This window comes from Caulobacter sp. GW821-FHT10E02, from assembly GCF_059415225.1.
Window position 1 is genome coordinate 557,547 of the sequence record NZ_JBWKMV010000004.1, and the last position, 21,124, is coordinate 578,670.

A 21,124-nucleotide genomic window follows, 5' to 3' on the forward strand; every position below is an offset into this window, starting at 1 on the left:
CGATAGCAAGGCGATCAAGCAGAGGCGATCGGGCGATGCGGATGGGCGAGCTGATGGAGGCGGTGAAGCGTTCGCGTTTCCTGGCCGATCTGTCGCCCTATGATCGCGACCCGTGGCGGACCGTGTTCGCCGTGCCGGTCGGCATGCTGGCCGGCGCCGTGGCGGGCCTACTGGGCGCGATCACCGCCACCCTGATCGGCCTGCTGGTGGTCAGCGGCCTGGACGGCGCGCCGGCGGCCGGCGACCTCTTCAGCATCTTCTCCGATCCGAACCTGACCGAGCCCAGCGCGCGGCAGTCGCTGTTCTTCCTGGCCGTGCTGGCCGGCGTGAACCTGGGCGCGGCGGTCGGCTTCGTGTTCGCGGCCGGAGCGATCCACCACCGCCGCATCACCGACTACGTCAATCGCGGCCAGCCGGTGCGCTGGCGGCTGCTGGTCGGCGGCCTGGTGCTGGTGGGCGTGGTGATGGGCGCCCTCGCCGGCGTCGCCGGCGCCCTGGGCCAGCCGCTGGACCCGCCGCTGTGGAAGGTCTCGCCGAACCTGGTCGGCCGCACCCTCTATGCGGGCCTGGCCATCGCCCTGCTGGTCCTGGCCTCGGCGGCCGAGGAGCTGGTGTTCCGCGGCTGGCTGCTGAAGCAGAGCGCGGCCTATATCCGCGATCCCATCGTGCTGATGGCCCTGAACGGCCTGCTGTTCGCCGCCATCCACTTCGATCCGAACATCGACGCCTTCCTGGTCCGCGCGGCCATGGGCGCGGGCCTGACCTGGATGGCGCTGCGCCTGGGCGGCATCGAGCTGGGCATCGGCGCCCACGCGGCCAACAACGCCGTGATCCTGCTGCTGATCCGGCCGATGACCACCCGCCCCGACGCGCCGCACGAGTTCAAGGCCGGCCTGATCGCCAGCGCCCTGGTGGTGCTGGCCGGCTTCATCGGCGTCGCCGAGCTGTCGGTGCGCTGGCCGGCCCTGCGCCGCTGGACCCGGACGTCCTCGACGCCGGCCGCGGCTTAGCGCTTGGGACCACCGCGCGGGGGCGTGGAGCCCCGCGAAGGCTTGGCCGCGCCGGGACGCGGCGCCGCACGGCCGGGCTTTTCCGACACCCGACGCGCTGCGCCGTCCGTGGGCTTGGCGCCAGGACGCGCCGCCGCCGGCTTGCCGCGCATGGCGGGCTTGCCGATGTCGATGAACTTGCTCTCGATCGACTTGGGCGCGCGCTTGGCCTTCGGCGCCGCGATGCCCTTGCTGGCGCCCTTGGCCGGAGCGTGGGGCGAGATCTTCTTCTTCGGCTTGGCCCAGCCGGCCTTGTAGACCGGCTTCTCGGACTTCTCCGGCGCGTCGATGACCACCGCGCGGTCGGCGCGCGGCGCGCCCCGGCGCTGCAGGTCGCCGCCGCCGGGCGTGCCGGGGGCCTTCACGGCCGCCGCGATGCCGCCGAACTTGGGACGATCGCCGGTCGGCATGTTCTCTTCGGAAACGATCCCTTCCATCAGCTCGCGGATCACCCGGGGGCCGACCTCCTCGATCTGGCCGGCTTCCAGCGGGCCCAGGGCGAACGGACCGTAGGACATGCGGATCAGGCGGTTGACCTTCAGGCCCAGGGCTTCCAGCACCTTGCGGACTTCGCGGTTCTTGCCTTCCGACAGGCTGACCGTCAGCCAGATGTTCTTGCCGCCGCCGGCCTTGTCGTGGGCCTTGTCGATCTTGGCCTCGATCGCGCCGTAGGTGACGCCCTCGACGGTGATGCCGTCCTTCAGCTTGTCGAGCTTGGCCTGGGTGGTGTCGCCGAAGGCGCGGGCGCGGTAGCGGCGGACCCAGGCGTTGCTGGGCGTTTCCAGGGCGCGCGACAGCTCGCCGTCATTGGTCAGCAGCAGCAGGCCTTCGGAGTTCAAATCGAGGCGTCCGACCGAGATCAGGCGCGGCAGGTCCTTGGGCAGCGAGCCGAACACCGTCGGCCGGCCCTTGGGATCGTTGTGGGTGGTCATCAGCCCGGTGGGCTTGTGGTAGCGGAAGATCCGCGTCGGCTCGCGCTCGGCCACCAGCTGGCCGTCGACGGTCAGGAAGTCGCCGGGTTGGACCTTGATCGCCGGGGTGGTCAGCACCTTGCCGTTGATCGCCACGCGACCGGCCTCGATCAGCCGCTCGACCTCGCGCCGCGAGGCCACGCCGGCCCGCGCCAAGGCCTTGGCGACCCGTTCGCCGGGACCGCCGTCCAGCTCTCCATCTTGACCGTCGAGGTGAGGCTCGTACAGGGGATCGTGTGGCTTGGTCATTTTCGGCGTCCTTCTCGGGCTGGGCGCATCTCTCGATGGGCTTTTGTTGGTAATGCGCACTGATCCGACCGACGATCAAGACCACGCCATGATGCGCCTGGCGCTGGACGCCGCCCGTGCGGCCGCCGAGGCGGGCGAAACCCCGGTCGGCGCGGTGATCCTGGATCCGAAGACCGGCGAGGTGATCGCCACGGCCGGCAACGGCCCGATCGCCGCCCACGACCCCACGGCCCACGCCGAGATCGCGGCCATGCGCGCCGCGGCCGCCAAGCTTGAGAACTATCGGCTGACCGACCTCACCCTGGTCGTGACGCTGGAACCCTGCGCCATGTGCGCCGGGGCGATCAGCCACGCGCGGATCGGACGGGTGGTGTTCGGGGCCGAGGACCCCAAGGGCGGCGCGGTCGTGCACGGCCCGAAATTCTTCGCCCAGGCCACCTGCCACTGGCGGCCGGAAGTGACCGGCGGCGTGCTGGCCGAAGAGAGCGCGGACCTGCTGCGAGGGTTCTTCCGCGCCCGCCGCAAGAAACCTAGCTGAGCAGGGTCGAGCCGATCAGGACCTTGGTCCCCGGCTTGCCGATCACCTGATCGCAGGCCTTCTGCAGCTCGCGCACGACATAGTCCATGTCCGGGGCCACGCCGCCGCGCAGGCCGGCGGCATAGACCATCAGCACCTGGGCGAAGGCGGCGCGCAGACGCGGGGTCGAGGCCTGGGCGCGCGTCATCAGCGCCGGATCCTTGGCCTCGATGCCGGTCTCGACCGTCATCACGCCCCGGCGGCCATCGCGGCGCAGGACCACCGCGTTGATCGGATCCAGCGCGAAATAGGTCGGCGGCGCCTTCTTCTCCTCGCCGCCGCCATGTCCGGCGAAGGCGACCGTCGGCGCGGCCAGGGAGCCGCCGGCGAGGGCGGCGATCAGGGCGATCGGGAGGAGGCGTGTACGGCGCATGCCGCCTTGTATCCCGTCGTGGTTGACGTCCTCTTTACGTCTGCGGGCGTACGCAGGGGCGTTAACCACGAGTCGTAGCGGCGCCTGGGAGGCGCGCGCACGTCGCAGGAGGCAGACCTTGGGCCGTTTTTCCCCAAAATCCCTCGATCTGGACGGCAAGGTGATCCTGGTCACCGGCGGCACCGGCTCGTTCGGCCGGCGCTTCATCGAGACCGTCCTTCGCCGCTATACGCCGCGGAAGGTGATCATCTATTCCCGCGACGAATTGAAGCAGAGCGACATGCAGCTCGAAATGCGCGAGCAGTTCGACGAGGCCACCTACGGCAAGCTGCGCTTCTTCCTGGGCGATGTCCGGGATCGCGAGCGCCTGACCCTGGCCCTGCGCGGCGTCGACATCGTCATCCACGCCGCGGCCCTGAAGCAGGTGCCGGCGGCCGAATATAATCCGTCCGAGTGCATCCACACCAACGTGCTGGGCGCCGAGAACGTGGTCTGGGCCAGCCTGAACAACGCCGTGAAACAGGTCGTGGCCCTGTCGACCGACAAGGCCTGCAACCCGACCAACCTCTATGGCGCGACGAAGCTGGCCTCGGACAAGACCTTCGTGGCGGCCAACAACCTGTCGGGCGACATCGGCACGCGCTTCTGCGTCGTGCGCTACGGCAACGTGGTCGGCTCGCGCGGCAGCGTCGTGCCGCTCTATCGCCGCCTGCTGAGCCAGGGCGCGACCGAGCTGCCGGTCACCGATCCGCGCATGACCCGCTTCTGGATCACCCTGAACGAGGGCGTCGACTTCGTGCTGTCGTCCCTGACCATGATGCGCGGCGGCGAGATCTTCGTGCCGAAGATCCCGTCGATGGCCATGCCGGACCTGGTCAAGGCCATGTCGCCGGACGCCGGCATGAAGGTGGTCGGCATCCGCCCCGGCGAGAAGCTGCACGAGATCATGATCAGCGCCGACGACGCCCGCTCGACCGTCGAGTTCGAGGACCGCTTCGCCATCGAGCCCAACTTCGCCGAGTTCGGCCGCACGCCCTATTCCGCGGCCGACGGCGCCAAGCCGGTGGCCGAGGAGTTCTCGTACAGCAGCGACAACAACCACGACTGGCTGAGCCCTGAAGGCCTGCTGGCCATGCTGGAGGAGAAGGCGGCGCGATGAGCGGCTTCCTCCCCTACGGCCGGCAGACGATCGAGGACGACGACGTCGCGGCCGTCGCGGAGGCCCTGCGCGGCGACTTTCTCACCACCGGCCCGACGGTCGAAGCCTTCGAGACCGCCTTCGCGACGAGGGTCGGCGCGGAGCATGCCATCGCCGTCTCGAACGGCACGGCGACCCTGCACCTGGCGATGCTGGCCTTGGGGATCGGCGAGGGCGATGTCTGCGTCGCGCCGTCGGTCACCTTCCTGGCCACCGCCAACTGCGCCCGCTACGTCGGGGCCGAGGTGGTGTTCGCCGATGTCGATCCCGACAGCGGCCTGATGACCCCCGACACCCTGGCCCGCGCCGTGAACGGCGCGCGCGACAAGCGGATCAAGGCGGTGCTGCCGGTCCACCTGCGTGGCGACGTCTGCGACCTGCCGGCCCTGAAGGCCATGGCCAGCGCGTCCGGCGCGGTGCTGGTCGAGGACGCGCCGCATGCGCTGGGCTCGGTCGGGACCTTCGGCGGGACGCAGCATCCCGTCGGCGATTGCGCCTATTCCAGTTTCGCCAGCTTCTCGTTCCATCCGGTCAAGACGCTCGCCACCGGCGAAGGCGGCATGCTGACCACCAACGACGCGGCCCTGGCGGCCAAGGCTCGGCTGCTGCGATCGCACGGCATGGTCCGCCCGGCCGGCGGCGACCCGTGGTGGTACGAGATGCCGGAACTCGGCTTCAACTACCGCATCCCCGACGTGCTGTGCGCCCTGGGCCTGTCGCAGCTGAAGAAGCTCGATCGCTTCGTCGCGCGTAGGCGCGAGCTGACGGCGCTCTACGCCAAGCTCCTGGCCGAACGGACGCCGCGCGTGCGCCTGGCCAGCAGTCCGGCCCATTCGAACCCGGCCCTGCACCTGCTGACCGTGCTGATCGACTTCGAGGCCGAGGGCCTGTCGCGCCGGACGGTGGTCGAGAGCCTGAAAAGCCAGGGGATCGGGACGCAGGTCCACTACATCCCGGTCCACCGGCAGCCTTACTATGTGAACCGCCAGGGCCTGACCGACCTGCCGGGCGCCGACACCTGGTACGCGCGGTGCCTGACCTTGCCGCTGTATCCGACCATGACTGACGGCGATGTCGAGCGGGTGGTCGACGCCCTGGCCGGCATCCTCGGCTAAACCGGAACGCTCACCTGCGTCACCGGCGTGATGTCGGTGAACTTCGCCACGTCGCCCAGCACCTCCGCCGCGCGCGGACCGCCCAGCGAAGCCTGCAAGGCCCCAGCGTCGCGGAAGGTGATGTTGACGATCACGATAAAAGGCGCGGGCGAGCCGTCCGGGCCGGGCAGACCTTTCAGCACCTGCACGTCGGTCAGGCCCGTGGGCGTGAAGGCCTCGCGCACCAGCGGGATGTGGGTCGCGTCGTAATAGGCCTGATCGAACTTCGCGCCGGGCGTGGCGGGATAGAGGACAGTGAACACGACCATGGCGGTCTCCTCGGGATGAGGGCGGCAGCCTACGCGGCGCCGTCGGGGAAGAGGCAAGGCCATTAAATTAAGTTCAGGCGCCTCCGTTCGCCACCGCCCGGCCCTCTAAGCTTCAGTAGCTAAACCGAGGGGCCCCATGCTTCGTACTGTTCGCGTTCTCGCCGTCGGCGCGCTGGCCATGATCGCCGGCGCCGCCCAGGCGCAGGACTACAAGCCGACCTTCCATCCCGACACGCTGAAGGGCCCGCCCGCCGGCAAGGCCAATGAGGTGCTGGTGCTGGGCACCACCCACCTGTCGGGCCTGTCCAAGACCTTCGACATGGGACTGCTGGCCCCGCTGGTCGATCGCCTGGCGGCCTGGAAGCCGACCGGCATCGCCACCGAGGACCTGTCGGGCCTGCAGTGCGACGCCCTGCGCCGCTATCCGACCCGCTACGCCGCGACGGTGAAGAACTATTGCTACGATCCCAGCAAGGCGGGAGCGGCCATCGGCCTCGACGTGCCGGCCGCCAACGCCGAGGCCGAGCGTCTGCTGGCCGCCTGGCCGGCGCAGCCGACGGCCGCCCAGCGCCGACGCCTGGCCGCCGTCTTCATCGCGGCGGGCGAGCGCAACTCGGCCCTGGTGCAATGGCTGCGACTGCCGGAAGCCGAGCGCCACGCCGGCGACAGCCTCAACGACGAGCAGGCCGCCTTCCTGGAGTCCTTCAAGACCCGCCGCAACGAGACCACCCTGATCTCGGCCGTGCTGGCCGCGCGCCTGGGCCACGAGCGGCTGTGGAGCGTCGACGACCACTCGGCCGACACCCCCGACAGCAGCGATCCGGTTGAGCAAAAGGCTGCCGAGACGGCGATCATGGCGGCCTGGGACAACCCCGTCAGCCACGCCCGCCGAGCGCAGGACGAGCGGCTGCAGGCGGACCTTTCCAAGCCGGACGGGGTGCTTAACCTCTACCGCGCCTACAACGGCGCCGACGCCCAGATGATGGCCTTCAAGGGCGACTTCGGCGCGCAGTTCGTCGAGCCCTCGCCCCAGCAGTTCGGCCGCCAGTATCTGGGCTACTGGGAGACCCGCAACCTGCGCATGGTCGGCAATATCCGCGACGTGCTGGGTCAGCACCCCGGCATGCGGATGCTCGCCATCGTCGGCGCCTCGCACAAGGGTTACTACGAGGCTTATCTGAACCAGATGCACGACGTGCGGCTGGTCAGCGCGGATGTGGTGCTGCGCTAGAGGACGTCGGCGACGCGATCCAGGATCGAGCGCCGATCCAGCGCCGCTTCCAGGCGAGCCAGGACGACGGCGGCCTCGCCCGCTTCGGCGTCGAGGTCGCGGCCCGCTTGCTCCAGCGCGGCCCAGACCGGCGCCAGCCGCGCGACCAGGGCGCTGCCTTTCGGTGTCAGTTCTAGCAAACGCCGCCGGCCGTCCTCCGGGTCGGGGCGTTCGTCGACGAGCCCGGCCGCGAGCAGCGACTTGCGGGTCTGGCTCACTGAGGGGTGGCTGATCCGCAGGGCCCCGGCCAGGTCGTTCACCGACATCGGCCCCTTGCGCACCAGCAGGTCCAGCACGCCCATCCAGCGCTGCTCGAAGGCGACGCCCAGGCCGGCATAGACGCGGTTGGCGTCGCGATCGATGCGCTCGGAAATCCGCCGCACCATCGCGCCGATCACCGCGCCGCCCAGGCCGGGCTCAGAGTCTGTCGGCGTTTTCATTTGATCTCGACAATTAGGTAGGCGCCTACTGTTCTACATGAACAGCGAGCCCCGAGCAAAAGGCGTCTCTCGTCGCGGCCTCCTCGCCACGGCTAGCGCGGCCTTCTGCCTGCCCCGCCTGACGTCCGCCGCGCCGGCGATCGGATCTTGGGGCTTCGACGTCGCGGGCATGGACCGAACCGTCCGGCCCGGCGACGACTTCTACCGCTATGGCGGGGGGACCTGGCTGCGCGACACCGAGATCCCGCCGGACCGCTCGTCATGGGGCCCGTTCTTCGAACTGCGGGCCAAGGCCGAGGCCGATGTCCAGGCGATCCTGGAGGACCTGGTCGCGCGGCCCGGAGCGCCGGGCTCGGCGGAGCGGAAGATCGCCGACTTCTACGCCGCCTATCTCGACACGGCCGCGATCGACCGGGCGGGCCTGGCGCCCCTCCAGCCCGCCTTGGCCGCGATCGCCGGCGCGCGGTCCCACGAGGACATCGCCCAGCTGATGGCGCGGGTCGATCTGGGCGCGGCCGGCCCGTTCTCGATCGACATCTGGCCCGACGACAAGGACCCCGACCGCTATTCCGTCAACGTCAGCCAAGCCGGCCTGGGCATGCCGGGACGGGGCTACCACCTCGGCGCCGAAGCCGGCTTCGTCGAGGCGCGGGCCAAGTACCAAGCCTATGTCGCCGCGATGCTCTCACTGGCCGGCCAGCCCGAGCCGGAGCAGACCGCGGCCGCCATCCTGGCGCTGGAGACGGCGATCGCCGCCCTGCACTGGCCCGCCGAGAAGAAGGGCGACCGCACCCTCACCTACAATCCCAAGACCCGCGCCCAGCTGAAAGCCCTGGCCCCCGCGTTCCCGTGGGACACCCTCCTCGCTACCCTGGAAATCCCGGACGCCCACGACCTGTTCGGCGCCAAGCAGCCCGACGCGATCCAGGGTCTGGCCAGGCTGTTCCGCGCCACGCCGGTCGAGATCTGGCAGGGCTATCTGACCTTCCATGTCCTGAACGCCTCGGCGGAGGTCCTTCCCCAGGCGTTCGACGACCTGGCTTTCGACTTCAACGGCCGCGTCCTCTCCGGCCAGCCCCGCAAGCGCGAGCGCTGGAAGCGCGCCACCACGGCGGTCAATACCGCCCTGGGCGAGGCGGTCGGCCAGCTTTATGTCCGCCGCCATTTCAGCCCCGAGGCCAAGGCCCAGGTGCTGGTCCTGGTCGCCAACCTGCGCGAGGCCTATCGCGGGCGGATCGCGGCCGCCGACTGGATGGCGCCCGCGACCCGGCGGGCGGCCCTGCGCAAGCTGGACAAGCTGCGGGTGAAGATCGGCTATCCGGATGCGTGGCGCGACTACACGACCCTGGAGGTCCGGGCCGGCGATGCGCTGGGCAACCGCGCCCGCGCCAGGCTGTGGGAGTGGCGTCGCAAGGTCGGGGGCCTGGGCAAGCCCACGGACAAGGGCGCGTGGGGCGTCACGCCCCAGACCGTCAACGCCTACTACAACGCCTTCTTCAACGAGATCGCGTTCCCGGCGGCGATCCTGCAGCCGCCCTATTTCGATCCCGCCGCCGACCCGGCCGTCAACTATGGCGGCATCGGCGGGGTGATCGGCCACGAGATCGGCCACGGCTTCGACGACCAGGGCGCCCTGTCGGACGAGAACGGCGTGCTGCGCAACTGGTGGACCGACGCGGACCTCGCCCGGTTCAAGGCTCGCACCAGCGCTCTGGCGGCGCAGTACGCGACTTACGAGCCCCTGCCCGGCCTGCGCCTGGATGGCGCCCTGACCCTGGGCGAGAACATCGGCGACAACGCCGGCCTGAGCATCGCGCTGGACGCCTATCGGCTTGCATTGGCGGGCAAGCCGGCGCCGGTCATCGGCGGCTTCACGGGCGAGCAGCGCTTCTTCCTGTCGTGGTCGCAGACCTATCGCGGCAAGGTTCGCGAGGCGCAGCTGCGGCGCGACGTGATGACCGACCCGCACAGCCCGACCGAGTTCCGCGTCAACGGCGTCGTGCGCAATATCGACGCCTGGTACGAGGCGTTTTCGGTCAAGCCGGGCGACAGGCTCTACCTGGCCCCGAAGGACCGCGTGCGCGTCTGGTGACCTTAAGCCGCCTGCGCCAGCAGGGTCTTCAGCAGGTCCATGGTCTGCGGGGAGCCCTGGAGCTGTTCGCGCGAGGTTGGATCGCGGGCCAGTTTCAGCGCTTCGTTGCGGGCCTTGTCGGCGACCGGACCGGTGGGACCAGCCTCGCCCAGAGCCAGCTTGGCTAGCAGTTGCAGGCGGTGCGGCAGCGGCGCGGGGGCGCGGACCAGCATGGCCAGCAGGCGCGTATCGCCTTCGATCAGCGCGCCGATCTCGCCCAGCTTCGTGCACAGCGGCTCGAAGTCCTCGCGCACCAGGCCCGAGCGGACCAGCTGGCGTTGCAGGCCGGCCAGGTTGCTGAGCTTGGCGACCGGCGAGTCGGGGCCGGCGCGCAGTTCCTTCTCGAAGCGCATGGCGCTGATATTGGCGTTCAGCCAGCGGGCGGCGTTGCGCTTGTTGACCGCGCCCATGACGTTCTCGGCTAGGCGGATCAGCATCTTGATCTCTTCATAGGCCGAGCGGTCGCGGCCCAGCAGAGACTCGATGAAGTCGCCGTTCAGCAGGGTCTTGGAGCGGGTGGTGAACGCGCCCTGGATGTCCTCGGCCTGGAGGATGCGGCCGGCGGCGGCCGTCAGGCTCATGGCGAGCGCGCGCAGATACTCGATCTCGGCCTCGGCGTCGGTCGGCTTCAGACGACGCACGCCGTTCAGCTCGGCCAGCACGCGCTCGGCGATGGCCTTGCGCACGCTCGGGAAGTTGTCGCTCGACAGCCATTCGCCGAGACGCTTGGCGGTGCCCGACAGCTCCGGCATGACGGTGCGGACGCTGGCCTCGATCTTGATCAGGGCCTCGACCGCCATGCCGCCGGTCATCCGGGTCATGGCCGCCAGGGTGACGCCCAGGTCTTCGTTGGTGGTGTCCAGCAGGTCGGCCATGCCGGCGCGCGAGCCGATGATCTCGGCCAGCGGCTGCTCGATGGCGGCCAGGGCGCCGACACGGGCGCGCGGGTCCTGCGGCGCGGCGTCGGCCAGGTCCAGGAGGCGGGCGATCTTGGCCGACCACGAGACGGCCGGGGCGATCGAGGCGGCGACGCCGGCCCCCAGCAGGAAGGCGCGGTCCGGATCGGCGACCAGGCGCTCGGCGGCTTTCGCGAAGCCTTCCTTGTCGAGGTCCGGCAGGGCCCCCTTCTTGAAGGCCTTGTTGAGGTTGGCGATCGTGCGCTCGACCAGCCCCTGGAAGTGGCGGATGACCTCGTGCACGGTCTGGCCGCGCGCCTCGGCTTCCGGAATGGCGATCTTCTGCAGGGCGTGCTGCAGGTCGGTGCCGGACGCCTCGAGCTTCTCGACGAGGTCGGGACGGTGCAGCAGCTCGAACGGCGTGGCCTTGTGACGGACCAGCCAGCCTTCCAGCAGGCGGCCGATGCGGTCACGGGCGTGGGCGGTGTAGAGGTCGGCCGGCTGCACGCAGAGGGGATCGCGGTCCTCGACCTCCTTCTTAGGCTTGCCGCCGTCGACCATGCCCTTGGTGAAGATGGCGATCGACTTGTACTCGCCGGTCGACTCGTCGAGGGTTTCCTTGCTGACGCGCACGGCGATGGCGCGGCTCTGCACGAGGACGTCCTCGGCCACCTGCAGCGCATGCGTGCGGTTTTCCGTGGCGATCTCGAGCGTCCACTGCGCGCCGACTTTCCGTCGGACAAAGAGTTCGTAGTGAACCTGGCCCATGCCTGCCCCGCTGAAGGTGACCTCACTATGGGTCCCCAGACCTTAAGGTGAGGTTGAGGGACACCCTGCGCCTCAATCGCGCCTTGGCCGCGCCGCAAAGCCCCAGGAAGAAGCAGGGAAAGCTTTACCGCGCCGCGCGTTGAAGCCAGGACGTTCGACCGATAGGATCGACCGGCCCAAGAAAAGGCTAAGGACAAGATCGACCAGATGGCCGCCATCACGCTCATTGACGACGACGAGAACATCGTCGCCTCCGTCTCGCTGGCCCTGGAAAGCCATGGTCACGCCGTGAAGGCCTATTACGACGGGGTCGCCGGCCTCGAAGGGGTCGAGGCCAGCCCGCCGGACCTGGTGATCCTCGACGTGAAGATGCCCCGCATGGACGGCATGGAAGTGCTGCGGCGCCTGCGCCAGACGTCCGAGATCCCGGTGATCATGCTGACGTCCAAGGACGACGAGATCGACGAGATCCTCGGCTTCAACCTCGGCGCCGACGACTACATGCACAAGCCGTTCAGCCAGCGCCTGCTGCTGGAGCGGGTGAAGGCCGTGCTGCGCCGCGCCCGCCCGGACGACGAGGATCTGGCCCCGATGGCCGGCTCGGCCGCCGCGGCGGCGGGCTCCAAGGTGATGAAGCGCGGCAAGCTCACGCTGGACCCGGCCCGCCACGACAGCCTGTGGGACGGCCGCCCCGTGCGCCTGACCGTCACCGAATTCCTGCTGCTGCAGGCCCTGGCCCAGCGCCCCGGCTTCGTGAAGAGCCGCGACAACCTGATGGACGCCGCCTACGACGATCAGGTCTATGTCGACGACCGCACGATCGACAGCCACATCAAGCGCATGCGCAAGAAGTTCCGTCAGGTCGATCCCGAGTTCGACTCCATCGAGACCCTGTACGGCGTTGGCTACCGTTACCGCGAGTCCTGAGGCTCAGAGCCCCCAAGCTGGCGACCAAGTCGCCCCCAAGGCCAGGCGACGCTTCGTCTGGCCGCGCGGGTCCAAGCTCGGCCGGCTGATCATCGTCTTGAACGTGCTGGCCCTGGCGATCGTCATCGTCGGGGCCCTGGTGCTGAACGAGCTGCGCAGCGGCCTCGTCGCCGCGCGCATCGACAGCCTGACCACCCAGGGCGAGCTGATCGCCAACGTCATCGACCAGACCGCCACGGTCGGCGAGCCCGAGCCGGCGCTGGACCCCTATGTCGCCAGCCAGCTGCTGCAGGTGTTGTTCATTCCGCGCAACCAGCGCGCTCGGCTGTTCGACGCCCACGGCAAGGCCCTCGCCGACTCGTTCGTCGTCGCCGACCGCGTGGACTGGAAGGTGCTGCCGCCCGCCCGCAAGCCGGGCGACAAGGACACCGCCCCGCACCTGACCCCCGCCGCCCAGGCCCGCGCCGAAAAGGCCCGCAAGGCGCTGTCCAACGAGATCGCCCGCGCCATGAAGGGTCGCCCGGTCGCCGGCACCCGCATGTCCGAGGATGGCGAGCGGGTGGTGTCGGTCTCGATCCCCATCCAGCACGTCCGCGCGGTGCTGGGCGTCCTGACCCTGGAGGCCGGCGATGTCGACGAGATCATCTCGGCCGAGCGCAAGGCCCTGCTGCCCTTCATCATCGTGGCCATGACCGCGATCCTGGTCTCCAGCGTGCTGCTGCACCGCCTGATCGCGGTGCCGGTGCTGCGCCTGGCCCGCGCCGCCGACCACGTGCGCCTACAAGGCGCGCGCGCCATCTCCCTGCCCGACCTGTCCGAGCGCCGCGACGAGCTGGGCGACCTGTCGCGCTCGCTGGAGGACATGACCCACTCGATCTCCGAGCGCATGGACGCCATCGAGCGCTTCGCCGCCGACGTCGCCCACGAGATCAAGAACCCCCTGACCTCGATCCGCTCGGCCATCGAGACCCTGGACCTGGTCACCGACCCCGCCGCCCGGGCGCGGCTGCTGGCCATCCTGCAGAACGACGTCAACCGCCTGGACCGCCTGGTCACCGACATCTCCAACGCCTCGCGCCTGGACGCCGAGCTGTCGCGCGAGCATCCCAAGGCGATCGACCTGGCCAAGCTGCTGAGCGAGGTCTCCGGCCTCTACGAGACCCAGCTGCGGCCCGGTCCGGCTCCCGGCAGCGTCCGCGTGCGCTTCGGCGTCGAAGGACCACGGCCAGTCCTGGTGATGGCGCGCGAGACCCCCATCGGCCAGGTGTTCCGCAACCTGATCGACAACGCCCGCTCGTTCAGCCCCGACGACGGCGAGGTGCGGGTCATGCTGATCCGTCCGCGCGGCAAGGCCACCGTCATCGTCGACGACGACGGCCCGGGCATGCCGCCCGACAATCTCGAGACCATCTTCGAGCGCTTCTACACCTCGCGCCCCAAGGGCCGGGCGTTCGGCGGCAATTCGGGCCTGGGCCTGTCCATCGCCCGCCAGATCGTCGAGGCCCACGGCGGCCAGATCCACGCAGAGAACCGCAAGGACCAGACCGGCGCCGTCGTCGGCGCCCGCTTCGTGGTCGAGCTGCCGGAAGTGCGCGAGTGATTCGCTCCGAACCTCGCCACGCCGGCCTGATCGCCCTGCGTCAGGATGGCCTATGGCGCGGCGCCCTGATCGAGGGGCCGTCGGGAATCGGCAAGAGCGACCTGGCCCTGCGCACCCTCGACGCCGGCTTCCGGCTGGTCGCCGACGACCGGGTGCTGACCTTCGCCGCCGGCGGCCGCCTCTACGGCAAGGCCCCCGAAACCCTCTCCGGCCTGCTGGAAGTGCGCGGCCTGGGCGTGATCGACGCTGGCGCCCTGCCCTTTTGCGAGATCGCGCTGCTCATCCGCTGCGTCGCTGACCCCGCCGTCGTCGAGCGCCTGCCCGATCCGCGCGAGGAGACGATAACGGGTGTTTCCGTTCCCGTTTTCGACCTGTGGCCGCGAGAACCCTCCGCCCCCTTGAAAATCCGACGCATGATGCAGTCTCTTGGAGTCGCTCCCTAACGAGCGTATCAAGGCCGCCCGCGCGACGCTCTCCCGGTCGCGACGGAATGGGGATCCCTGTTGAGATACAAGGCATGATCGGGCTCGTGATCGTGACGCACGGGCGTCTGGCGGAAGAGTTCGTCTCCGCGATGGAGCATGTGGTCGGGCCGCAGGCCGCCGTGAAGGCGATCTGCATTGGCCCCGAGGACGACATGGAACGCCGCCGTTCCGACATTCTGAAGGCCTGCGCCGCCGTCGACGAAGACGGCGACGGCGTCATCCTGCTGACCGACATGTTCGGCGGCACGCCCAGCAATCTGGCCATCTCGGTCATGGAGCAGACCAAGGCCGAGGTCATCGCCGGCCTGAACCTGCCCATGCTGATCAAGCTGGCCAGCGTGCGCCAGCGCGAGACCCTGCAGGCCTGCGTCGCCCACGCTCAAGAGGCTGGACGCAAGTACATCTCCGTGGCCTCCTACGTGCTCGCGGGGGAAAAGTAGGGCATGGCTTCAAGAACGGTCGAGATCGTCAACGAGCGCGGCTTGCACGCGCGGGCCTCGGCGAAGTTCGTGAAGTTGGCGTCCGGTTTCGACGCCGAGGTGACCGTCAGCCGCGAAGGCTCCTCCGTCGACGCCCGCTCGATCATGGGCCTGATGATGCTGGCCGCCGGCATCGGCTCGACCATCGACATCACCGCCGAGGGCCCGGAAGCCGGGTCGGCGGTGGAAGCGCTGTGCGAACTGGTGGCGAACCGGTTCGACGAGGAGCGGTAGCGCCGAGAGGCGGCTGTGGGTGGTTAGCGGACACGCAGTGCGTCCTTCGAGGCTCGCCTTCGGCTCACACCTCAGGATGAGGACCTCATTGCACCGAATGCCTCATCCTGAGGTGCGCGCTCCTCAGCGCGCCTCGAAGGACGCACTGCGCCAGATTTCCGCAGCGGGTCAAAAGCCGACCTGATCCTTAAATCTCCTGGAGGCCGCAGCCCTGCGATCGTCTCGCCGTGAGATGTAAGCACGGCGGTCTTCCGAGACCGGATCGCGAACGGCGCAGTTTGCGTTGTAGGGGCATGGCCCCGCTTGGGGCGCCCCTCGGAGCCTTCCCATGAACCGCCTTGTCTTGCCGCTGACCCTGATGATCGCCCTGACCGGCCTCGCCGCCTGCGACAAGGAAGCCGGGCGCAAGCAGGAAACCGTGGGCAAGGTCGAGTCCGGCGTCGGCAAGATCGTCGGCGACAAGGACCTGAAGTCCGAAGGCAAAAAGGACAAGGTCGCCGGGAACTTGAAGCAGGGTGAGCTGAAGGACGCGGTTAAGGACGCCAAAAAGTAGGGGCGCCCAGATGCTCCCCCGCGATGCGGGGGAGCTGTCGCAAAGCGACTGAGGGGGCTAACTGGAAGCTGGCCGAGCTCGCCCCCTCCGGCCCTCCGGGCCACCTCCCCCGCAACGCGGGGGAGGATCTACGGGGATACAGGGCGCTGTATCCTCGACGTTCGCAAGATGGAGTTCCGAGAAATCAACCACTTCTCGATTTTACGCGGCCCTGAATGATCCGCGCTCAACCCCGCCCCATACTCTTCCTCACCTGACAGCGCGAAAGGGACGTCCGGCCGGCGATCGTGACGGCTGTCAGGGGTGGTCGAGCGGGTAGCGCTCGCCGGGCTTCTTTCGGGGAGTCCCTTCGTGGCGGATCCGGGCGCGGGTTCCCTGAAACATGGGACGAAGCTCCGGCGGCGAGGGCTCGGCGGGCGCGGCAGGCACGGGCTGAAACCGCCTGTGCGTCCGGGACCGGGGTCGTCGCCCTGGCCCGCCCGTCGGAGGCCCAAACGTCGGGAGCGGGTTGAGACCCCGCGCTCTCGAAGGCTTCCGGATAACGGACTACGCGGAGCGCTAAGGCTTCGTCGAAACGGTACTTCACTCACACACTCCGGGCGTGGCCCGGCGCTCCGCGGTCCCTTTCAGAACTTCAGCGGCCCCACCGCGTGAAGCGGCGGAGCCGTGTCGCCGCCGCCCTACTCCGCCGCGACGATCTCGTGCTCGTGCGTGTGCGCCTTGGCCTCGACCTGCACCTTGCCGCCCATCGGCCGCAGGTCCAGGTCCTGGAACAGCTTGCTGTCCTCGTCCATGCCGGGGAGCGGCGTCGTCAGCAGCTTGCCGCCGACGAAGATCGAGTTGGCGCCGGCCATGAAGCACAGGGCTTGCAGGTCGCGGCTCATGCCCTCGCGGCCGGCCGACAGGCGGACCATGGATTTCGGGCAGACGATGCGGGCGACGGCGATGGTGCGGACGAATTCGATGGAGTCGATGGCCTTGCCTTCAGCCAGCACCTTGTCGCCCAGCGGCGTGCCGCTGACCGGCACCAGGCCGTTGATCGGCAGGCTGTCGGGATGCGACGGCAGGGTGGCCAGCTGATGCAGCAGGCCGGCGCGGTCGCGGCGGGTCTCGCCCATGCCGACGATGCCGCCGCAGCAGGTGCTCATGCCGGCGTCGCGGACGTGGGCCAGGGTGTCGAGGCGCTCCTGGTAGGTGCGCGTGGTGACGACGTCCTTGTAGTAGTCCGGGCCGGTGTCGAGGTTGTGGTTGTAGTAGTCGAGGCCGGCCTCCTTGAGGGCCTTGGCCTGGTCGGCGGTCAGCATGCCCAGCGTGGCGCAGGTCTCCATGCCCATGGCCTTAACCTCGCCGATCATCGACGCCAGCTTGGGCAGGTCACGGTCCTTCAGCTCGCGCCAGGCCGCGCCCATGCAGAAGCGCTGGGCTCCGCCGTCGCGGGCCGCACGGGCCTTGGCCACCACGTCCTCGGTGGCCATCAGCTTCTCGGCCTTGAGGCCGGTCTTGAAGTGGGCCGACTGGCTGCAATAGCCGCAGTTCTCGGCGCAGCCGCCGGTCTTGACCGACAACAGCTGCGACAGCTGCACTTCCGACGGATCGTACCACTCGCGGTGAACCGTCGCGGCGTGGAAGACCAGCTCCATGAACGGCAGGTCGAACAGGGCCTCGACTTGGGCGAGGGTCCAATCGTGGCGGGGGGAAGCGTTGATCTGACTCATGGCGCGAACGTTTGGACCCGCGTCAAACACTTGGCAAGACGCAGGCGACGCGGCATCACCTTGCGGGAGCAGACGCGCGGCCCAGGAGTTGGTCAGGTCATGGATCGCGAGATCGAACTGAAGTTCCTGATCCCGCCCGAGGCGGCGCCGGAAGCCCTGGCCCATCTGCGGGGCGAGGGCGCGGTGCGCCAGCTGGACGCCACCTATTTCGACACTCCCGGCCACATCCTGCGCAAGGCGGGCTTCGGCCTGCGAGTGCGCGATGGCGAGGGCGGCCGCAAGCAGACCCTGAAATCGGCCTCGGCCGGCGGGGTATTCTCGCGCGGCGAATGGGAAGAGGCGATCGCCGGCCCCGATCCCGACCGCGACGCCCTGTCCCGCACTCCGGCCGCGGCCATGCTGGCCGGCCAGACCCTGGCGCCGGTGTTCACCACCCGCGTCGAGCGCACCGTGCGGCTGGTCCAGGTCGGCGAGGCGGTGATCGAGGCCGCTCTTGATCAGGGCGAGCTGCTGGCGAAGGGGCGTCAGGCTGCCGTCTGCGAGCTGGAACTGGAACTGAAGAGCGGCCCGGCCAGCGCGCTGTTCGATCTGGCCCGCGACGTCGCCCGCCACGTGCCGCTGCGGCTGTCGCTGGTCAGCAAGGCCGAGCGCGGCTACGGCCTGGCCGCCGGCGATGACGCCGCCTCTCCGCGCCGGCAGGCCGCGACGCTGGACCCGCACGCCACGGTCGGCGAGGCGCTGCAGGCCCTGGGCCATGCCGACCTCGCTCATCTCTGCTCGGCGCTGGAATCGCTGCGCGAGCGGCCCGAGCCCGAAGGCGTGCACCAGGCTCGTGTCGCCACCCGGCGGCTGCGGGCGCTGCTGAAGATCTTCAAGCCGTTGGCGCAGGACGCCGCCGCCCAGATCCTCGACGACGGCCTGCACTGGCTGGCCGGCGAATTCGACATGGCCCGCGACCTCGATGTCTTCATCGGCGAGGTCTGGGACGCGGCGCGTGACGGGGCGAAGTTCGACGGCCGCGACGAGTTCGAGCGCGCCCTGAACGCCGCCCGCGCCAACGCCTATCTGCGCATGGAGGCGGCGCTGGCCAGCCCACAGGCCCGCGACGTGCTGCTGGAAGCGGCCGCCTGGCTGGAGACCGGCGAGTGGTCGACCGATCCGCAGTTGGCGCGTCTGCGCGACAGCCGCGCCGACGCCTTCGCGGCCGAGGTGCTCGATCATCGGCTCAAGCAGGTGAAGAGCCGCGCCAAGCACTTCGACGACCTCGACGCCGAGGCGCGCCACCGGCTGAGGTTGAAGGGAAAGACCCTGCGCTACGCCGTCGAGGACCTCAGCCCACTGTTCCCCGATCACCCCAAGCGCGTCGAACATTTCCTCGAAGCCTCGCGGAAGGTGCAGGACACGCTGGGCGCCCTGAACGATCGCAGCGTCCGCCAGACCCTGGTCGAGACCGTGGCTCAGGGCGACGCGGCCCAGGTCCGCGACGTCTCGCGCGTGGCCTTCGTCGATGAAGAGGACGCCTTGCTCGACGCGGCCCGCGAGGCGCTGGACGACCTGCTCGACGCCAAGCGGTTCTGGTGAGGGAGCGGGGCGTCACCGAACGATAATATCTGACACAGAACCGCCTTAGAGCGCGGAGGATGGACCGTCTGAAGCTCACCGCCAGCCTGTTGGCCCTGATCACCGCCACGCCCGCTCTGGCTCAGACCGTCGCGCCGAGCGTGGGCGTGATCGGCGCCACCGTCCCGACCGCCCAGGGCGGCGCGAACAGCGTGGTGCTGCTGCGTGATCCAGCCGATCCTGCCCGCAGCGTCATCGCCGCCAGCGGCGAGTTGGGTGGGCTGGAACTGTACGGCCTCGACGGCCAGCGCACCGCCGCGATCCCCGGCGGCGAGGTCTACGCCATCGACGCCCGCGACGACGGCAAGCGCGCCCTGATCGCCGCGCTGGACCGCCAGGCCGGCCGCCTGCGCCTGTTCGCCCGCGACTACGCCAGCGGCGAGACCACGGCGATCGACGCCAAGCCGTTGATGCTCGGCTTCTCGGGCGAAGGCGTCTGCCTGCACCGCAGCGCCCGCGACGGCGCGCTCTATGCCTTCGCCATAAGCCGCAGCGGCAATCTCGATCAATGGCTGCTGTTCGCGGCCCCCGACGGCAAGATCGACGGCCGCGTCGTGCGCCACCTGACCCTGTCGTCCGAAGCCAAGTACTGCGTCGCCGACGATGCCAGCGGCGCGCTCTATGTAGCCCAGCAGGCGGTCGGCATCTGGCGCTACGACGCCGATCCCGAGGCCGAGCCGGTCCCGGTCATCGTCGACATCAACCGCCTGGGGCACCTCGCCGGCGAGGTCGGCGGCCTGGCCATCCTCAACGGCGGCAAGGGCGGCGACTACCTGGTCGCGGCCAATGCCGACGCCGGCGACTACACGGTCTATGACCGCAATGCGGACGACCGGTTCGTGGGCAGCTTCAAGGTCGATGGGATCGAGGCCGCCTCGGGTCTGTTCGGCGTCCGCGCCCCGGTCGGCGCAAGCCTGTCGGGCGGCGCCCTGCTGATCGCCGACGACCGCAAGGCCGGCGCCAACAGCAAGATTGTCTCGTGGCGCGAAGTCGCCTCGGCCCTGAAACTGTCGCCCGGCCAGGACGCGCCGGAGGCCACGCCCAGCAAGCTGGCGCTCGTCCATCCGACGATGGAGACCCAGCCGGTCGACCACGACGGCGACGCCGCCGACGATCCGGCTATCTGGGTCCATCCGACCGATCCGGCCAAGAGCGCCATCATCGCCACCGACAAGAAGGGCGGCCTGCTGGTCTATGACCTGTCTGGTCAGCGCCTGCAGTTCCTGCCCGACGGCAAGATGAACAATGTCGACCTGCGCGGCGGCTTCAAGCTCGCCGGCAAGACCGTGACCCTGATCGCGGCCAGTGACCGGACTCGCAAGGCGATCGCGCTCTACACGATCGATCCAGACACCCGCCAGCTGACCAGCGTCGCCGACGGCGTCCAGGCCACGGGGCTCTCGGACCCGTATGGCCTGTGCATGTACCGCGACCGCAAGGGCGGGACCTTCGTGTTTATCAGCGATCCCGACGGCCTAGTGCGCCAGTGGAAGCTGACCGCCACCAAGACCAGCAAGGTCGCCGCCCAGCCGGTACGCGACGTCAAGTTCGACACCCAGACCGAAGGCTGCGTCGCCGACGACGACACCGGCGCGCTCTATGTCGCCGAAGAGGACGTCGCGCTCTGGAAACTCGGCGCTGACGCCAAGGCGGGCGCGGCTCGCAAGGCCATCGCCCGCGTCGCCGACAACCCCGCGCTGAAGGACGACCTCGAAGGCGTCGGCCTCTACGCCCAGGCCGGCGGCAAGGGCTATCTGGTCGTCTCCAGCCAGGGCAACAACAGCTACGCGGTGTTCCGGCGCGAGGGCGATAACGCCTATGTCGGCGGGTTCGCGGTCACCGCCAATGGCGACACCGGCGTCGACGGGATCTCGGAGACGGACGGCCTGGAGGTGACCAGCGCCTCGCTCGGCGCGGGCCTGGAAGCCGGGGCTTTCGTGGCCCAGGACGGCCGCAACATCTCGCCGCCCGAGCACCAGAACTTCAAGCTCGTGCCGTGGTCGGCCATCGCCGCCAAGCTGAAACTGCCGTGAAATCGGAGCCCGGAAACGAAAAAAGCCGCCCGAAGGCGGCTGTTTCTCGAAAAGACCCTTGGGTGCGGGGACAGGATTTGAACCTGTGACCTTCAGGTTATGAGCCTGACGAGCTACCGGGCTGCTCCACCCC

At 69.4% G+C, this 21,124-nt stretch carries 20 protein-coding genes; 14 read left to right on the forward strand and 6 right to left on the reverse strand.

Translation table 11 applies throughout. The features are described from left to right. Window positions 1-41 precede the first annotated feature (41 nt). Window positions 42-1,010, forward strand: a complete 969-nt coding sequence (locus AC07NI_RS22535; protein ID WP_494623281.1) for a CPBP family intramembrane glutamic endopeptidase — start codon at window positions 42-44, stop codon at window positions 1,008-1,010. On the opposite strand, the gene AC07NI_RS22540 is transcribed toward AC07NI_RS22535, so the two are convergent. Beyond that, entirely contained in the window at window positions 1,007-2,269 is a 1,263-nt protein-coding gene (locus AC07NI_RS22540; RefSeq protein ID WP_494623283.1) for a pseudouridine synthase, read from the reverse strand. The genes AC07NI_RS22535 and AC07NI_RS22540 overlap by 4 nt on opposite strands. 52 nt (window positions 2,270-2,321) lie before the next feature. On the opposite strand from AC07NI_RS22540, the gene tadA reads away from it, so the two are divergent. After that, window positions 2,322-2,807 carry a tRNA adenosine(34) deaminase TadA gene (gene tadA / locus AC07NI_RS22545; RefSeq protein WP_494623285.1) on the forward strand — a complete coding sequence of 162 codons (486 nt, stop codon included), beginning with the start codon at window positions 2,322-2,324 and terminating at the stop codon, window positions 2,805-2,807. Here the strand turns inward: tadA and AC07NI_RS22550 are convergent. Further along, window positions 2,800-3,219, reverse strand: a complete 420-nt coding sequence (locus tag AC07NI_RS22550; RefSeq protein ID WP_494623287.1) for a hypothetical protein — start codon at window positions 3,217-3,219, stop codon at window positions 2,800-2,802. The genes tadA and AC07NI_RS22550 overlap by 8 nt on opposite strands. 118 nt (window positions 3,220-3,337) lie before the next feature. Between AC07NI_RS22550 and pseB the strand changes: the two genes are divergently transcribed. Together pseB and pseC are read left to right on the forward strand one after the other, a co-directional pair. Then, the gene (pseB, locus tag AC07NI_RS22555; protein WP_494623289.1) at window positions 3,338-4,378 is read left to right on the forward strand and encodes a UDP-N-acetylglucosamine 4,6-dehydratase (inverting); all 1,041 of its coding nucleotides are present in this window, start codon (window positions 3,338-3,340) and stop codon (window positions 4,376-4,378) included. Beyond that, window positions 4,375-5,532, forward strand: a complete 1,158-nt coding sequence (gene pseC / locus AC07NI_RS22560; protein WP_494623291.1) for a UDP-4-amino-4,6-dideoxy-N-acetyl-beta-L-altrosamine transaminase — start codon at window positions 4,375-4,377, stop codon at window positions 5,530-5,532. Before pseB ends, pseC begins: the two co-directional genes overlap by 4 nt. On the opposite strand, the gene AC07NI_RS22565 is transcribed toward pseC, so the two are convergent. After that, window positions 5,529-5,840, reverse strand: coding sequence for an EthD family reductase (locus AC07NI_RS22565; RefSeq protein ID WP_494623293.1), 312 nt, complete (start codon window positions 5,838-5,840; stop codon window positions 5,529-5,531). The two genes, pseC and AC07NI_RS22565, sit on opposite strands and share 4 nt — an antisense overlap. Window positions 5,841-5,976: 136 nt before the next feature. Here AC07NI_RS22565 and AC07NI_RS22570 point away from each other — a divergent pair, with 136 nt between their 5' ends. Continuing rightward, window positions 5,977-7,071 carry a DUF5694 domain-containing protein gene (locus AC07NI_RS22570; RefSeq protein ID WP_494623295.1) on the forward strand — a complete coding sequence of 365 codons (1,095 nt, stop codon included), beginning with the start codon at window positions 5,977-5,979 and terminating at the stop codon, window positions 7,069-7,071. Here AC07NI_RS22570 and AC07NI_RS22575 read toward each other — a convergent pair. Continuing rightward, entirely contained in the window at window positions 7,068-7,550 is a 483-nt protein-coding gene (locus AC07NI_RS22575) for a MarR family winged helix-turn-helix transcriptional regulator (protein ID WP_494623297.1), read from the reverse strand. The two genes, AC07NI_RS22570 and AC07NI_RS22575, sit on opposite strands and share 4 nt — an antisense overlap. Before the next feature lie 169 nt (window positions 7,551-7,719). On the opposite strand from AC07NI_RS22575, the gene AC07NI_RS22580 reads away from it, so the two are divergent. After that, window positions 7,720-9,642, forward strand: coding sequence for a M13 family metallopeptidase (locus AC07NI_RS22580; protein WP_494623299.1), 1,923 nt, complete (start codon window positions 7,720-7,722; stop codon window positions 9,640-9,642). Between the two features lie 2 nt (window positions 9,643-9,644). Here AC07NI_RS22580 and AC07NI_RS22585 read toward each other — a convergent pair whose 3' ends face one another. Further along, window positions 9,645-11,345 (reverse strand): hypothetical protein, encoded by a 1,701-nt coding sequence (locus AC07NI_RS22585; protein WP_494623301.1) that lies wholly within the window; start codon window positions 11,343-11,345, stop codon window positions 9,645-9,647. Window positions 11,346-11,552: 207 nt separating this feature from the next. Between AC07NI_RS22585 and chvI the strand changes: the two genes are divergently transcribed. The 6 genes from chvI (at window position 11,553) to AC07NI_RS22615 (ending at window position 15,623) form a co-directional block, all read left to right on the forward strand. After that, on the forward strand, window positions 11,553-12,272 hold the full coding sequence (gene chvI, locus AC07NI_RS22590; protein WP_099575376.1) for a two-component response regulator ChvI: 720 nt from the start codon (window positions 11,553-11,555) through the stop codon (window positions 12,270-12,272). Then, complete coding sequence (chvG, locus tag AC07NI_RS22595) at window positions 12,247-13,872, forward strand: two-component sensor histidine kinase ChvG (RefSeq protein ID WP_494623303.1); 1,626 nt, start codon at window positions 12,247-12,249, stop codon at window positions 13,870-13,872. The genes chvI and chvG overlap by 26 nt, the downstream gene beginning before the upstream one ends. Next, a complete protein-coding gene (locus AC07NI_RS22600) occupies window positions 13,872-14,315 on the forward strand; it encodes an HPr kinase/phosphorylase (protein ID WP_494623349.1) in 444 nt (147 codons plus the stop codon). Before chvG ends, AC07NI_RS22600 begins: the two co-directional genes overlap by 1 nt. 74 nt (window positions 14,316-14,389) lie before the next feature. Continuing rightward, on the forward strand, window positions 14,390-14,797 hold the full coding sequence (locus AC07NI_RS22605; protein ID WP_494623305.1) for a PTS sugar transporter subunit IIA: 408 nt from the start codon (window positions 14,390-14,392) through the stop codon (window positions 14,795-14,797). A gap of 3 nt (window positions 14,798-14,800) precedes the next feature. Continuing rightward, entirely contained in the window at window positions 14,801-15,070 is a 270-nt protein-coding gene (locus AC07NI_RS22610; RefSeq protein ID WP_494623307.1) for an HPr family phosphocarrier protein, read from the forward strand. A gap of 328 nt (window positions 15,071-15,398) precedes the next feature. Next, window positions 15,399-15,623 carry a CsbD family protein gene (locus AC07NI_RS22615; RefSeq protein ID WP_494623309.1) on the forward strand — a complete coding sequence of 75 codons (225 nt, stop codon included), beginning with the start codon at window positions 15,399-15,401 and terminating at the stop codon, window positions 15,621-15,623. 680 nt (window positions 15,624-16,303) lie between these two features. Here AC07NI_RS22615 and bioB read toward each other — a convergent pair. Then, the gene (bioB, locus tag AC07NI_RS22620; RefSeq protein WP_494623311.1) at window positions 16,304-17,338 is read right to left on the reverse strand and encodes a biotin synthase BioB; all 1,035 of its coding nucleotides are present in this window, start codon (window positions 17,336-17,338) and stop codon (window positions 16,304-16,306) included. 99 nt (window positions 17,339-17,437) lie between these two features. On the opposite strand from bioB, the gene AC07NI_RS22625 reads away from it, so the two are divergent. Together AC07NI_RS22625 and AC07NI_RS22630 are read left to right on the forward strand one after the other, a co-directional pair. After that, window positions 17,438-18,919 (forward strand): CYTH and CHAD domain-containing protein, encoded by a 1,482-nt coding sequence (locus AC07NI_RS22625; RefSeq protein ID WP_494623313.1) that lies wholly within the window; start codon window positions 17,438-17,440, stop codon window positions 18,917-18,919. A gap of 59 nt (window positions 18,920-18,978) precedes the next feature. After that, window positions 18,979-20,991, forward strand: coding sequence for a phytase (locus AC07NI_RS22630; RefSeq protein ID WP_494623315.1), 2,013 nt, complete (start codon window positions 18,979-18,981; stop codon window positions 20,989-20,991). Window positions 20,992-21,124 lie beyond the last annotated feature (133 nt).

Coding starts and splice junctions, on each gene's coding strand:
- AC07NI_RS22535 (WP_494623281.1), top strand. CDS start 42: ATGGGCGAGCTGATGGAGGCGGTGAAGCGTTCGCGTTTCCTGGCCGAT.
- AC07NI_RS22540 (WP_494623283.1), bottom strand. CDS start 2,269: ATGACCAAGCCACACGATCCCCTGTACGAGCCTCACCTCGACGGTCAA.
- tadA (WP_494623285.1), top strand. CDS start 2,322: ATGCGCACTGATCCGACCGACGATCAAGACCACGCCATGATGCGCCTG.
- AC07NI_RS22550 (WP_494623287.1), bottom strand. CDS start 3,219: ATGCGCCGTACACGCCTCCTCCCGATCGCCCTGATCGCCGCCCTCGCC.
- pseC (WP_494623291.1), top strand. CDS start 4,375: ATGAGCGGCTTCCTCCCCTACGGCCGGCAGACGATCGAGGACGACGAC.
- AC07NI_RS22565 (WP_494623293.1), bottom strand. CDS start 5,840: ATGGTCGTGTTCACTGTCCTCTATCCCGCCACGCCCGGCGCGAAGTTC.
- AC07NI_RS22570 (WP_494623295.1), top strand. CDS start 5,977: ATGCTTCGTACTGTTCGCGTTCTCGCCGTCGGCGCGCTGGCCATGATC.
- AC07NI_RS22575 (WP_494623297.1), bottom strand. CDS start 7,550: ATGAAAACGCCGACAGACTCTGAGCCCGGCCTGGGCGGCGCGGTGATC.
- AC07NI_RS22580 (WP_494623299.1), top strand. CDS start 7,720: ATGGACCGAACCGTCCGGCCCGGCGACGACTTCTACCGCTATGGCGGG.
- AC07NI_RS22585 (WP_494623301.1), bottom strand. CDS start 11,345: ATGGGCCAGGTTCACTACGAACTCTTTGTCCGACGGAAAGTCGGCGCG.
- chvI (WP_099575376.1), top strand. CDS start 11,553: ATGGCCGCCATCACGCTCATTGACGACGACGAGAACATCGTCGCCTCC.
- AC07NI_RS22605 (WP_494623305.1), top strand. CDS start 14,390: ATGATCGGGCTCGTGATCGTGACGCACGGGCGTCTGGCGGAAGAGTTC.
- AC07NI_RS22610 (WP_494623307.1), top strand. CDS start 14,801: ATGGCTTCAAGAACGGTCGAGATCGTCAACGAGCGCGGCTTGCACGCG.
- AC07NI_RS22615 (WP_494623309.1), top strand. CDS start 15,399: ATGAACCGCCTTGTCTTGCCGCTGACCCTGATGATCGCCCTGACCGGC.
- bioB (WP_494623311.1), bottom strand. CDS start 17,338: ATGAGTCAGATCAACGCTTCCCCCCGCCACGATTGGACCCTCGCCCAA.
- AC07NI_RS22625 (WP_494623313.1), top strand. CDS start 17,438: ATGGATCGCGAGATCGAACTGAAGTTCCTGATCCCGCCCGAGGCGGCG.
- AC07NI_RS22630 (WP_494623315.1), top strand. CDS start 18,979: ATGGACCGTCTGAAGCTCACCGCCAGCCTGTTGGCCCTGATCACCGCC.